Genomic DNA, 12465 nt, shown 5'->3' with positions numbered 1-12465 from the left:
CGCGGACGGCGCCGGCGGCAGGGCCACGTCGTGTGCTGCCGCGAGCAAGGCGGTGAGATCGAGGCCGCCGTCCGCGCCGGCCGCGCGCACCGTGACGTGGAAGGACACCGTCGGGACCTCGGCGGCGATGCGTGCTCCCATCGCTGCGTGGTCGAATCCGCGGAATTGCCCCGCAGTGACCAGACCGATTGCCTGGCAGTTTTCGACGATGAACCGGACTTCGTGCTCGCGGTAGACCGAGACCACCGGCACCGTGACGGCGCCGAGCCGGGTCAATGCCGCGTAGATGAGGAAGAACTCGTTCCAGTTGGGGAGCTGGACGACGACCCGGTCTCCGGGGCCGACGCCGAGTTCCCGCAGGGCGCAGGCGAGATTCCATGCGCTGCTGCGGAATTGGCCGTAGGTGTATGCACTCGTACCGTCGGAGAGGTACGGCTGGTCCGGATCGACATCGGCCCAGTGGTCGATCGCGGTGACGAAGGTCGAGCGGTTCCAGTAGCCGGCCTCGTAGTAGGCGCGCACCTGGTCCTCGAATCGGGGATCTGCGCTGACAGTCATGGGATTGCCCTTCTGGCTTCGACGCGGCGCGCTCCCGCCGCGTGAAAAAGTTATACCGCATTAACTATCAGACCAAAAGGGTGAATTTTTCGGACGCAGACCACGCCCACCGGGCGGTGACGTACGAATAGAACCAGGTCGTGGGCACATCAGCAGCAGCCCCACGATCGACTGGCGAAGAAATTTGTTATTCCGCTTTAACAAACTGGCGGCATCGGTGGAGAACCCGGCCCGCCGCTGATCAAGAACCTTCGACCGGAAGACCGATCACGGCATAGGCCGCCCGGCGCAGCATGGCCTTGAGCCGGTCGTCGGACATGCCCACGTTGTGGACGAGCGCCGACTGGATTGTTCCGATCGTGGCGTGGACCAGAACCCGGGCGGCGGACTCGTCCAGCGACGGATCGAGCTCTCGCACGACATGCACCCACTCCTCGACATACTGGCGCTGTTTGCGGCGCAATCGCATTTGGTCGTCGGGTGGAAGGTGCTCTACCTCGCGGTAGTACACACGCGCGAACTCACGCTCGTCGACGACGAAGTCGACCTGACGTTCGATGAGAGCGCGCAACGCGGCGGGGATGTCTTCCCTGCGGCCGACAATGACGTTCTCCTCGCGCAGCAACCCGTCGAGGGAGCGATCGAACAGAGCCAACAACAGCGTGGCCTTGTTGTCGAAGTGACGGTAGACCGCCGCACCGCTGATCCCGACGCGGGCGCCGATATCCGCCATCGACACCGCGTGGAAGCCCCGTTGAGCCACCAGCTCGGCTGCTGCGGCGAGGATCTTCTCCTTACGGTCGGGATCGCGGCGACGAGCCAACGGTGCGGCATCGGTCATGGCCTCGGATCTCCGGCGTCGTTCGGGCAAGCGGACGCTCGAAGCATAAAGGTCGACCCGTTCCCGACCGGAAGAGGCACTTGCCACGAACAACATTTGGCCTTACGGTCAGTCCATAGCTACTGAAAGGGTCGAAATGGTGCTCCGCGTCGGTCTGTCGGTCACAGACTCCCTGCTGGTCCCGGACCCGCTCGCACGGCGGCGACTGCTCACTTCCGCCGCCGATGCCGGGTTGGACCACATCACCGTGGGTGACCACATCAGTTTCCACGGCGGTACCGGCTTCGACGGGATGGTCTCCGCCACGTCGGTGCTCGCGGCCCACGACACGCTCTCCGTCGTCATCGGTGTCTATCTACTGGGGCTGCGGCATCCGATGCTCGCCGCACGCCAGATCTCGACCATCTCACAGCTCGCCCCGGGCCGGTTGGTCCTCGGCGCGGGAGTCGGCGGTGAGGACCGCTCCGAGATCTCCAACGCCGGGGTGGATCCCCGCACCCGGGGGCGCCGCTTGGACGAAACACTGGAGGTTCTCCGAGCGTTGCTGTCCGGCGAAGAGGTCACCCACACCGGAGAGTTCTTCACCCTCGAACGTGCCCGGATCCTGCCCACGCCCCAGCCAGCCGTGCCGATCGTCATCGGCGGCCGAGGCGACGCCGCCATCCGTCGAACCGCGAAGTACGGCGACGGATGGCTCGCCATCTTCTCCACGCCCCGCCGATTCGCCGAAACCCGCACCGCGATCCTCGAGGCCGCCGCCCGAGAGAACCGCACTCCGAGCACTTTCGGTGTCAACGTCTGGTGCGGTCTCGACGACGATGCCGCCACAGCCGACCGCCTGGTGGGCGAGCAGATGCACGCGCTCTACCGCCTGCCCCGGGACAAGTTCCGGCACCTGGCACCGGCCGGCACACCCGAACAGGTTGCAGACTGGCTGCGCGCGTTCGTCGACGCAGGAGCGGACAACATCACGCTCGTCCCGGCCGCCACCTCGATGGAGGCTTCCATCGAGCATGCCGCCGCCGTGCGGAAACTGCTCGTCGAAAGCTGATCTCGCCGCGGCGACGGATCCCGCACACCGGCCTCGCAGCGCAGGTCGTCGGCACGACCGACCAGGACGACAAGGAGGCGAGCACCATGACACCCCCTGCGCCGGCCTCGGCGGCACTACCCCGGTTGCTCGGCGGGTTGCTTTCCCGGGCAGCCACGCTCGCCGGTTTCGCGTCCGCAGACGTGCTCGTCTCGGACGACTCCCGCGGCGTGCTCCTCCCCCTTCCCGGCATCGGAACCGCGTCGACACCGCGCCGCGTTCGGTCGGACTGCCCGCTCGTGCGTCGTGCACTGAACTCCCCCGACACCGTGCACGCATCGGGCCGATCGCTGTCCGGAACCGACCTCGACGGACCCGGTGTCGCCCGGATGTGCCTGCTACGACTGTCGAACGACGGTGCAGAACCCACTCGCCTCCTCGTCCTCACCGATGCCGATCCCACAGCCGAGTTCACCGACCAGCAGAGAACCGCCCTCACCGCGCTCCGCACACTGCTCGACGACGCCGCCACCACCGCCCTCGACACGGAAGAACACAAGCGGCGATGGCGGGACCTCGAGCAGAGCCGGCGACTGGCCGCCGAACGAACCTTGGTCGACGAACGTCTCGACGACGCCGTCACCGCGGTCGACTGCATGTCTGCGATCGTGCGCACCTGTTCCGCGCTCGCCGGCAAGTCCGTGCTGCTGTTCGACCGACGCGGCCGCACCATCGCCGCCGCGACCCCCGACACGGCCGGCCACGTCACAGCACCGGCGTTGACGGACATCCTCCGCGCGCACAACCCCGGAACAGTCACCACCCCCGACCCGGTCGTACTCGCGGCCGGTCCCACCACCGGATTGACCCGCCGCAAGATCGTCACCCCGGTCGTCGAACGCGGCGAACACTTCGGATGGCTCGTGATCGACGAACATCCGTCGCCGCTGAGCCCGACGGACGAGTACACCGCCGCCCGCAGCGCGCGCCGAATCGGCGCCCAGTTCCTCGTCCAACGCCGCATCGCGCGGGTTGCATGGAACGCGAAGTCTTCCCTCACCCGCCAACTTGTAAGAGGCACCGGGGCTTTGGATGATCTGGCGGCCGGCGGTGAGTATCTCGGAGTGAACATCCACGCTCGGCGTGTGCTGGTGTACATTCTGGCTTCCCATCACGACCTCGCCGATTCCGAGCGCGTGCTCGCCGAGTGGATGGAACGAGATCTCGGCGTCGAAGTCCTGTCCACCCGTGGATCCGAAGGCATCCTGCTCCTGGTCGAAGCTCGCGAGAATGTCGGCGCCCTCGCGACCGTCGCGAACGTCAAGGATGCCCTGGCGCGCGCCGCGAATTCCCTGTTCCGGTCGCAGGAGTTCATCGCCGGCGTGTCCTCCGTCTGCGAACCCACAGCGCTGGCCCGCGCATACCGTGAATCGCGTGAGGCCGTGCTCTGCATCGACCGTTTCACCGACCGTACGATCCACCGCATCTTCGCCGTCGACGACCTGGGACCGGCACGCCTGTTCCTCGCCCACGGTGAAATCTCGGCGGTGCGGCACTTCGTCGACGACATGCTGGGGCCACTGCTGCGCGGCGCCCCCGGAACGGCCGACCTGCTCCACACACTGCAGTGCTGGTTCGACACCGCACGCAACGTGCGCGGTTCGGCACAGCGACTCGGCGTTCACGAGAACACGGTGCGCCTGCGGCTGGCACGCGTGCACGCCCTGACCGGACTCGACGTCGCCGGCAACGCATCCGACCAATTGAGCGCCCAGACTGCGCTGCTCGTACTCCGCCTGCAGGGCCACCCCGCGCTCGAAACCCATGATGGCAACCGGGTCGCCCCCGAAGCGAACACCGAACCTGCAGAAGCACCCCGGCACGACCGGCCTGCTCCCTCTGGTAGCCCGGCAAAGGACCGAAGATCGGCATGACCGACCCGCACCGGCTCGAAGCGCTTCGTCACCGGCGCCGGGGTCAGCCGCGGAAGGCGTCGAGTCCCTCGTTTGTGAGACGGACGATCAGATCGGCCAGTCCTGGGGTGCGGCTGACCTTGGTCGGCCAATAGGCGATCGAGAAGATCGTGCCGAGGCAGGACTGGGTTGCCACGGCAACCTCCGCCGACGTCGCTGTGGGGAGGCACCGGGCCACCGCGCTCTCCCAACAGTCGACGTAGAGCTTGCGCCGGCGATTGACCTTGCGACGCCAAGGATCCACCAATGAGCGGTCCTCCCGCTGGGTCACATTCACCAGGTGCCGGTGCCGGATCGCGAACTCGACATGATGGCGAACCAGACGCTCGAAGTCGATGTCGGCATCGTCGTCCACAGGCTCGACGGCACGGATCAGCTCGTCCATTGCCTCGTCGAACAAGGTGGCCAGGATCTCGTCCTTGCCGGAGAAGTGCCGGTAGATCGCCGGACCCGTGAGACCCGCGCGAGCACCCAGCTCGTCGACACTCGTACCGTGGAATCCCTTTTCGTAGAACAGTTCTGCGGCTGTATCGAGAATCTTCCGGCTCCTGTCCACTCGACGAGTCTAGCACGACGTGTGAACGATCGTTATTGTGAAGGAACCGCTGCCGGCGATTCGGCGCGACCCGAGAAACCAACTCAGATCAAAGCACCTCCACGCGTCGGCAACTGACCGCGTCATGATGCACCCCCGACAGGAGACCGATGACTGCCCCCGTTCCCACCTACGACCAAATCGTGCAGCTTCCTCGCGAACTCGGGCCACTGGTCGTCCCACCGCAGTTCGAGGACGCGAACGGTCACATGAACATCCGGCACTACCTGGACCTGGGGGCCGAAGCCATCGACATCGCCTTCCGCCGGATCGGCCTGACCGATGACTATCGTGCGACCCGCAGGCAGGGCTTCTTCACCGCCGAAAATCACCTGAAGTACTACGCGGAAGTACACGTCGGACACCGGGTTTCGACATACTTCCGGGTCGTCGAACGCTCCGACAAGGTCATCCACGGCATGGCCCTGCTCGTCGACGACACGACCGAGTCGCTGGCGAACACGCTCGAGGTCGTCGCACCCCATGTCGACCTCACCACCCGACGCGTCGTACCGTTCGCCTCCGACATCGCGGGCGCAGTCGACCGAGAGCTCGCGGTCACCGAGCAGGTCGATTGGCCGGCGCCGGTGTGCGGAGCGATGGGGATCAGGTCACGGCGCAACAGCTCCGCTCGATGACCAACGCGCATTTGTCCACGATCACGCTGCGGCTACCTTCATCGTTGCCGTGACCACATCGCCGCCGGGACGCCACTGACCGCTCGACCGGATCGGTGATCTGCAGCCGCAACGCCGTCGAACATCAGTGTTCCCTCGTGAAGAGCTCGCGCAATTTGTATTTCATGATCTTGCCGCCGACGGTTTCGGGCATGCGATCGATCACGACGATATCCTTCGGGGCCTCGTATCCCGCCAGCCGCTCCCGCGCAAACGCGAGGATGCCCTTCACGTCGGCTTCTCGACCGGGCGTGACGGTGACGACGGCGGTGACCTTCTCACCCCAGATCGGGTCGGGCACGCCGATCACCGCGGCCCGCAACACGTCGGGATGGGTGACGAGGACACCCTCCACACGCAGGCTCGAGACGTTCTCACCGCCGGACTTCACGATGTCCTTGAACCGGTCCACCATGATCTGCAGGCCGTCCTCGTCGTACATGCAGCTGTCCCCGGAGTGGAACCAACCGTCGCGGAACGCCTCTCGTGTGGCTGCGACGTCCCCGTAGTAGCCGGCGGTGACCACCGGGCTGCGGTAGACGGCCTCACCGGCGATGCCCGGCCTACCGCGGAGACTGTTGCCGTCGGCATCGACGATGTCGGCAGCCAACAGCGGATTCGGCACACCGACGTAATTGGTTCCGCGGAGCGACTTTTCGAATTTGCCCGGATGCCGGTCGGGCCAGAAGCGATAGCACGACATCGCCTCGGTCTGCCCGAAGACTTCGAGCATCTTCACCTGCGGGCCGCACGCCTTCGCCAGGTCTTGCGCCATGCCCGGATTCATCGATCCCCAGGCGAACATCACCACGGTGAGGGAAGACAGATCGACGTCGTCGCAATCGAGGCCACGCGTGGCGAGCTGCTGGACCCAGGCCGGAGACCCTGCCCATACAGCCGTGACCTTCTCCGTCGTCACGGCGGCGGCCAGCGCCGCCGGATCGGGACGACGGCCGAGCACCATCGTGCCACCCGCCAGGATCGTCGGCAGGATCGTCGAATTGTGGCCGCAGTGATAGAGAATCGGCAAGAAGGTGCACGTCGTCAGGTCCTGCTCGTAGTCCAGGCCGCGGGTGAGCGACATCGCGTACGAGAAGCCGGCCATGTAGGAGTACGTGTGCGTTGCCATCGATGCCTTGGGCATCGAGGTGGTACCGGAGGTGAACAGGATGCTCCACACGTCGTCGGCGTGCCGGCTGCCGGACGGCTCGTCGGCCGGCTGCTCGGCGATCCACTCGGCGAAGTCGCGGCTGCCCGCGACGATCGGGCCACCGATCGGGATGGTGACATTCACCCGCAACCCCGCCCGTGCGAACACCTTTCGGGCCTGTTCACCGAACTCGCCATCGACGACAGTGAACCGGACACCGACATGCTCGACGACCCACTCGAGAACGTCGGGGGCGAGGTGGGGATTGACCGGCACCGCCACGAGACCGGCCTTGGCGATGCCGAACATCGTCACCACGGCCTCGACGGAGTTCTCGCAGTAGAGCAGAACCCGTTCGCCGTCGGTCAGACCCGCCGCGCGCAACGCCTGTGCGGTGCGATTTGCCGCGTCGTCCGCCTGTCGATAGGTCAGGCGCCGGAAGCCGTCGGTGGCGTACGCCCCGGCCCAGCCGACCAGTGCGTCCTTGTCCGGGCTGCTCCAGACGAGCCGCTCGAACAGGTCGCCCACGACCATCCGATTCCAGCGCTGATCCGCGCGGCGGCCGTGCAGTGTGGTGACGTCGAATTCCATGAGGTTCACTCTCCGTGGATGAGGACACGGCGGAAGACGCCGGTCAGGGAGCGGAGCGACGAGCGCACCCTACGGTCGGTCCGACCGCCGCAGCCACAACTCGCGCTGGTCGCGGATGTCGATTCCTCCAGAGGTTCCCAGCGAGGGTTCGGCCGGAATCGTCTCCTGCCCGGGCTCCGCTGCGGGCATACTGTGCGGTTCCCCGCCACCACGGTCAGGACACGGCAATCCACCCGCCCCTTGAAAACGATCGTTAACGCGGATACATTTGTCATACGGTCGGACCAAACCCGACGACCCCGTCCCGCGACCCCGTTCTCGCGGCGACGGCGAGCAACCAGTGCAGGAAGGGACCACCAGGTCGATGACTGATTTCACCGCATTCACGGACGTGACGTACGAGGTCGACAACGGGCTCGCCTGGATCACGATCAACCGGCCGGACCGATACAACGCCTTCCGTGCCCGCACGGTCGACGAGCTCGTCAAGGCCTTCAAGGCAGCGTGGGGCAGCCCGGAGGTCGGCGCCGTCGCCCTCACCGGCGCCGGCGAGAAGGCCTTCTGCTCGGGCGGCGACCAGAAGCAGCGCATGGAGACCGGTGACTACGGACCGTCCGACAGCGGCCTGTTCGAGGTCGAGGCCCTCCACCGTGTCATCCGGGACACCCCCAAGCCCGTCATCGCTGCTGTCAACGGTGTCGCCGTGGGCGGCGGACACGTGCTGCACCTGCTGTGCGACATGTCCATCGCCGCCGAGCACGCCATTTTCGGACAGAACGGACCTCGCGTCGGATCCTTCGACGCCGGTCTGGGCACCGGTTACCTCGCCCGCGCCATCGGCGAGAAGCGAGCGCGGGAGATCTGGTTCATGTGCCGCCGCTACAGCGCCCAGCAGGCCCTGGAGTGGGGGCTCGTGAACAAGGTCGTACCCGCCGACCAGCTCCGCGCCGAGGTCCGGGCATGGGCCGACGAGATCCTGCAGCTCTCCCCCACCTCACTCAAGGTGCTCAAGCAGTCGCTCAACGCCGACACCGAGCACTTCATCGCCCAGGGCAACATGGCCTACTCCACGCTCAAGCTGTTCGGTGAGTCCGCCGAGGCACTCGAGGGCATCAGCGCGTTCAACGAGAAGCGCAAGCCCGACTTCTCCAAGTTCCGCGGCGCCTGACCACCCCAGCTCCCGGGCGGCGGGGACCCCGTCCCGCCGCCCGGTGACCTGCCCACCAGTTCACGCCGCCCTCCCCGTCTTCCACAGAGAGCAGTTGTCGACATGCGCTTCAGCCGAGAACAACACGAGTTCGCACTCGCGGTCCGCGAGTTCTGCGACGCCGAGTGCAAGACCCTGCAACAACGCGACGTGCTCACCGCTGGCGGCACCGTAGCCAACAGCCAGGTCATCCTCGACAAGTTCGCAGCACTCGGCTGGCTCGCGGTCTCGTTGCCCGAGCAATACGGCGGTGGCGGCGCCGGGATGGTCGAGGAGTGCATCTTCCTCGAGGAGACCTCGCGCGGCCTCGCCCCCATCACCGGCTACTCGACCGGCCTGACCGCCGCCCAGACGTATCTGCGCTACGGCACCGAGGAACAGAAGCGCACGATCGTGTCGAACATGGCCGCAGGCAAGCTCGAGGCGATCGCCCTGAGCGAGCCCGGGGCAGGATCCGACCTCGGCGGCGTCCGCATCAAGGCCGAGCTCGTCGACGACCACTACGTGATCAACGGTCAGAAGACGTGGATCTCCGCGGCCCACGTCGCCGAGCACATCCTGTTGCTCGCCCGCACCGATTCGTCCGGCTCCAAGCACGAGGGTCTGACCCTCTTCATGGTGCCCACCGACACCCCCGGCCTCGAAATCCACGGCATCGCCACCATGGAGGCCCGCACCTGCAACGACCTCTACTTCACCGACGTGGCCGTCCCGGTCACGGCCGTGGTCGGCACTCCGAACCAGGCATGGCGCCACCTCATGCGCGGCCTGAGCGTCGAGCGGCTCATCATCGCCACCATGTCGCTCGGTGCGGCCGAACGCGCACTCGACGACGTCATCGCGTTCGTCACCGAACGCGAGCAGTTCGGACGCAAGATCGGCAGCTTCCAAGCGATCCGCCACCGCATCGCCGACCTCGCCACCGAGATCGCCTTCGCGAAGTCCTTCGTCTACGAGGTCGCCGAACGCATCGACGCCGGCGAGGAGGACAATCTCAACCGCGAGGGCTCGATGGCCAAACTCAAGTGCACCGAGATCGCAAAGAAGACAACCCTCGAGGCCATGCAAATGATGGGCGGCTACGGATACACCCGCGAATACGGCATGGAAGAACAGGTCCGCCGCGCCCTGGCACCGACCATCTACGGCGGCACCAACGAAATCCAACGCGAAATCATCAGCAAGAGCCTGGGACTGTGATCCCTCATCCCCGACCGATAGGACCCACGGCATGACCACCTCCCCGTTCACGTCCGAGGCCCTCGCCGGCAAGCGAATCCTCATCACCGGCGGCGGAACCGGCCTCGGTCGCGGCGTCGCCCGCCACCTGGTCGACCACGGCGCCGACGTCCACCTCTGGGGCCGCCGACCCGCCGTCCTCGAAGAAGCCGCCACCGAGGCATCCGTCTCACGCCCCGGCTCGGTCCACTGGCAGACCGTCGACGTCCGCAACGCCGAGATGGTCTCCGCCGCGATGGACGAGATCTGGACCCTGCATGGACCCCTCACGGGCGTGATCAACAACGCCGCCGCCAACTTCATCGCCCCCACCGAATCGCTCAGCCCCCGGGCCTTCGAGGCCGTCACCTCCACCGTGATGAACGGGTCGTTCAACACCACCCACGCCGCCGGCCGCCGCTGGATCGAAGGCGGCACCAAGGGGGTGGTGCTGTCCACGCTGACCACCTGGGTGTGGAGCGGTTCGGCGTTCGTCGTCCCCTCCGCAATGGCCAAGGCCGCCGTGCATTCGATGACCATGTCCCTCGCCGTCGAATGGGCCCGCTACGGAATCCGCCTCAACGCCCTGGCTCCGGGACCGATCCCCACCGACTATGCCTGGGAGATGCTCAATCCCACCGACAAGAGCGCGGTCGGCGCCACCCAGGCCGACCAGGTCCCGATGGGGCGGATGGGCACCATCGAGGAGCTCGCCAACCTGACGATCTTCCTGCTGTCCGACGCCTGCGACTACCTCACCGGGCAGACCATCGCCATGGACGGCGGTCAGATGCTCGCCGGGCCAGGAACTTTCGCCGGCCTGACGTCGATGAGCAACGAGGACTGGGCCGCCGCCCGGGAGAAGAGCAAGGCCGCCAGCGAAGCCGCGAAGGCCCAGCGCGGCGTCTGAGCCCCATCCGACAGCCCCGGCGCGTTCGCGCACCCGGGCTTCACCGCACGTCCTCAGGAGAGCCATGACCAGCGACACCCCGACCGCGCTTCGCTTCTTCTCCACCGGTGCCGAGAAGCTGTTCCGAGTCGCCGATGTGACCGGCAACGACTCTCACGGATTGACCGAAATGGTCACGGGTCCATGGCTTGCCGACGAATTCGGGCGACCGTGCCGAGGAACTCTCGGTGTCGTGATGGACGACGTGATGGGACATCTCGTCAGTGGGATGACGCCCGAGGGATTCTGGGCGGTGAGCACCGAAATCCACCTCGACTTCGTAGCGGATCCACCGGTCGACGGATCGGTTCTGCGCGCCGAGAGTTGGATGCTGGGTCGAGGCGCGCGGACCGGGCTGGCCGGTGCTCGGATCGTCGATGCGCAGGGCCGTCTCATCGCCTGCGGGTCCACCCGCCTCCAGACCGTGCCGCTCACCGACCCACCGGGCGCACCCGCGGTTTCCTCCGAGGATCTGAACTCACGACTCCGAGCAGACTCGATCATCGAACTGTTGGGAGCCGAGCACACGCGCGGGGCCGGTGGCCTCGAATTCGGTCCGTCCCCGGTGCTGGCCAATCCGATGGGCAACATTCACGGTGGTGTGCTTCTGTGCGCCTCGGAGATCACCGGTTCGGCGGCGCTATCCGCCGATGCGGGCTTCCGCGCCACCTCGATCCACATCTCGTATCTGCGACCGTGCCCGTCGGACCAACCCGTCACGTTCGCGCCGAAGATCGTGCACCGGGGTCGCAGCCTCGGAATCGTCGAGGTCACCTGTCGCAACACCGCAGGAAAGACATGCACCACCGCCACCGTCACCTGCAGCGCCGTCCACTGACCCTGGGTGCCGACACAAGATCGTGGTCGATCGCTTCCGTCGGCCGTTCGCACATACCCCACATCCAGGCGAAGATCATGACGCTTCCTGCAACAAGACAACACACCATCGCGTTGTCGGCCGCCGACACCGACTGGCAGAGACACAGCCGCTGCCGCGATGCGGACCCCTCGCTGTTCTTCGGACCCGAGAACGAAGCCGGTCACGAACGCGCGCTGCGTGAAACCGAGGCGAAGCGCGTCTGTGAGGAATGCCCCGTGCTTCTCCGATGCCGCAAGCATGCACTGGCGCACTTCGAGCAGCACGGCATCTGGGGCGGCCTGACCGAGAACGAGCGCACACGACACCGGCGACCGCTGTGGAGAGTCCTATAGCCCTCGGACAGGGCCGGCCGGATCGAGCCGATCCCGGTGGAATCCACCGGTTCGCCCTCGAATCGGCACCGGTGACGGTAGCGGACCCGATCGTCACCGCACCGCGGGATGTGCAGTATCGTGCGAATGGTACGACCGAAAGGATCATTGTGGACGCCATCGTGATGCAGGAGTTCGGAGGACCCGATGTCTTGAGGTGGCAATCGGTCCCCGATCCGACAACCGAACCCGGTTGGGTCACCGTCGAATTGAAGGCAGCGGCACTCAATTGGCACGACGTCCTGGTACGACAGGGCAAGTATTCGTCACCACTGCCCCACATTCTCGGCGCGGACGGCGCAGGAATCCGCACCGACACCGGCGAGGAAGTTCTCGTGCTCCCGTCGCTGTGGTGGGGTGATCGCGAAGCCGCCCCGGGCGCGCAGTGGGAGATCCTCGGCGATCACCAGCGTGGTACCTACGCC

13 protein-coding genes are annotated in these 12465 nt (G+C 66.4%); 9 read left to right on the top strand and 4 right to left on the bottom strand.

Translation table 11 applies throughout. The features are described 5' to 3' along the window. Positions 1–558: AMP-binding protein (locus tag I0Q12_RS04275; RefSeq protein WP_197250741.1), on the bottom strand; the 558-nt coding region annotated here is incomplete at its 3' end. Between the two features lie 241 nt (positions 559–799). Further along, entirely contained in the window at positions 800–1399 is a 600-nt protein-coding gene (locus I0Q12_RS04270; protein WP_197250740.1) for a TetR/AcrR family transcriptional regulator, read from the bottom strand. A gap of 136 nt (positions 1400–1535) precedes the next feature. On the opposite strand from I0Q12_RS04270, the gene I0Q12_RS04265 reads away from it, so the two are divergent. After that, positions 1536–2450: an LLM class flavin-dependent oxidoreductase gene (locus tag I0Q12_RS04265; protein ID WP_197250739.1), complete on the top strand. Its 915-nt coding sequence runs from the start codon at positions 1536–1538 to the stop codon at positions 2448–2450. 86 nt (positions 2451–2536) lie between these two features. Next, on the top strand, positions 2537–4363 hold the full coding sequence (locus tag I0Q12_RS04260) for a CdaR family transcriptional regulator (RefSeq protein ID WP_231609972.1): 1827 nt from the start codon (positions 2537–2539) through the stop codon (positions 4361–4363). A 43-nt stretch (positions 4364–4406) separates the two neighbouring features. On the opposite strand, the gene I0Q12_RS04255 is transcribed toward I0Q12_RS04260, so the two are convergent. Continuing rightward, positions 4407–4958: a TetR/AcrR family transcriptional regulator gene (locus I0Q12_RS04255; RefSeq protein ID WP_197250738.1), complete on the bottom strand. Its 552-nt coding sequence runs from the start codon at positions 4956–4958 to the stop codon at positions 4407–4409. Between the two features lie 149 nt (positions 4959–5107). On the opposite strand from I0Q12_RS04255, the gene I0Q12_RS04250 reads away from it, so the two are divergent. Further along, on the top strand, positions 5108–5635 hold the full coding sequence (locus I0Q12_RS04250; RefSeq protein ID WP_197250737.1) for a thioesterase family protein: 528 nt from the start codon (positions 5108–5110) through the stop codon (positions 5633–5635). Positions 5636–5759: 124 nt separating this feature from the next. Here the strand turns inward: I0Q12_RS04250 and I0Q12_RS04245 are convergent, their stop codons facing one another. Continuing rightward, positions 5760–7415 carry a class I adenylate-forming enzyme family protein gene (locus I0Q12_RS04245; RefSeq protein WP_197250736.1) on the bottom strand — a complete coding sequence of 552 codons (1656 nt, stop codon included), beginning with the start codon at positions 7413–7415 and terminating at the stop codon, positions 5760–5762. Positions 7416–7779: 364 nt separating this feature from the next. Between I0Q12_RS04245 and I0Q12_RS04240 the strand changes: the two genes are divergently transcribed. The 6 genes from I0Q12_RS04240 to I0Q12_RS31940 all read left to right on the top strand — a co-directional run. Continuing rightward, the gene (locus tag I0Q12_RS04240) at positions 7780–8583 is read left to right on the top strand and encodes an enoyl-CoA hydratase-related protein (protein ID WP_006941794.1); all 804 of its coding nucleotides are present in this window, start codon (positions 7780–7782) and stop codon (positions 8581–8583) included. A gap of 102 nt (positions 8584–8685) precedes the next feature. Further along, the gene (locus I0Q12_RS04235) at positions 8686–9822 is read left to right on the top strand and encodes an acyl-CoA dehydrogenase family protein (protein WP_197250735.1); all 1137 of its coding nucleotides are present in this window, start codon (positions 8686–8688) and stop codon (positions 9820–9822) included. Positions 9823–9853: 31 nt separating this feature from the next. Further along, positions 9854–10750, top strand: a complete 897-nt coding sequence (locus I0Q12_RS04230) for an SDR family oxidoreductase (protein WP_197250734.1) — start codon at positions 9854–9856, stop codon at positions 10748–10750. A 64-nt stretch (positions 10751–10814) separates the two neighbouring features. Continuing rightward, the gene (locus I0Q12_RS04225) at positions 10815–11627 is read left to right on the top strand and encodes a PaaI family thioesterase (protein WP_197250733.1); all 813 of its coding nucleotides are present in this window, start codon (positions 10815–10817) and stop codon (positions 11625–11627) included. A 77-nt stretch (positions 11628–11704) separates the two neighbouring features. Further along, on the top strand, positions 11705–12001 hold the full coding sequence (locus I0Q12_RS04220; protein WP_197250732.1) for a WhiB family transcriptional regulator: 297 nt from the start codon (positions 11705–11707) through the stop codon (positions 11999–12001). Positions 12002–12150: 149 nt separating this feature from the next. Continuing rightward, positions 12151–12465: alcohol dehydrogenase catalytic domain-containing protein (locus I0Q12_RS31940; RefSeq protein ID WP_374068558.1), on the top strand; the 315-nt coding region annotated here is incomplete at its 3' end.

Source organism: Rhodococcus sp. CX, from assembly GCF_015865005.1.
In the GTDB taxonomy this organism is placed as follows: domain Bacteria; phylum Actinomycetota; class Actinomycetes; order Mycobacteriales; family Mycobacteriaceae; genus Rhodococcus.
This window is presented reverse-complemented; position numbering and strand designations above follow the sequence as displayed.

What these genes read in the sequence shown, in the direction of transcription:
- I0Q12_RS04270 (WP_197250740.1), bottom strand. Translation starts at nt 1,399, where the DNA reads ATGACCGATGCCGCACCGTTGGCTCGTCGCCGCGATCCCGACCGTAAG.
- I0Q12_RS04265 (WP_197250739.1), top strand. Translation starts at nt 1,536, where the DNA reads ATGGTGCTCCGCGTCGGTCTGTCGGTCACAGACTCCCTGCTGGTCCCG.
- I0Q12_RS04260 (WP_231609972.1), top strand. Translation starts at nt 2,537, where the DNA reads ATGACACCCCCTGCGCCGGCCTCGGCGGCACTACCCCGGTTGCTCGGC.
- I0Q12_RS04250 (WP_197250737.1), top strand. Translation starts at nt 5,108, where the DNA reads ATGACTGCCCCCGTTCCCACCTACGACCAAATCGTGCAGCTTCCTCGC.
- I0Q12_RS04245 (WP_197250736.1), bottom strand. Translation starts at nt 7,415, where the DNA reads ATGGAATTCGACGTCACCACACTGCACGGCCGCCGCGCGGATCAGCGC.
- I0Q12_RS04240 (WP_006941794.1), top strand. Translation starts at nt 7,780, where the DNA reads ATGACTGATTTCACCGCATTCACGGACGTGACGTACGAGGTCGACAAC.
- I0Q12_RS04235 (WP_197250735.1), top strand. Translation starts at nt 8,686, where the DNA reads ATGCGCTTCAGCCGAGAACAACACGAGTTCGCACTCGCGGTCCGCGAG.
- I0Q12_RS04230 (WP_197250734.1), top strand. Translation starts at nt 9,854, where the DNA reads ATGACCACCTCCCCGTTCACGTCCGAGGCCCTCGCCGGCAAGCGAATC.
- I0Q12_RS04225 (WP_197250733.1), top strand. Translation starts at nt 10,815, where the DNA reads ATGACCAGCGACACCCCGACCGCGCTTCGCTTCTTCTCCACCGGTGCC.
- I0Q12_RS04220 (WP_197250732.1), top strand. Translation starts at nt 11,705, where the DNA reads ATGACGCTTCCTGCAACAAGACAACACACCATCGCGTTGTCGGCCGCC.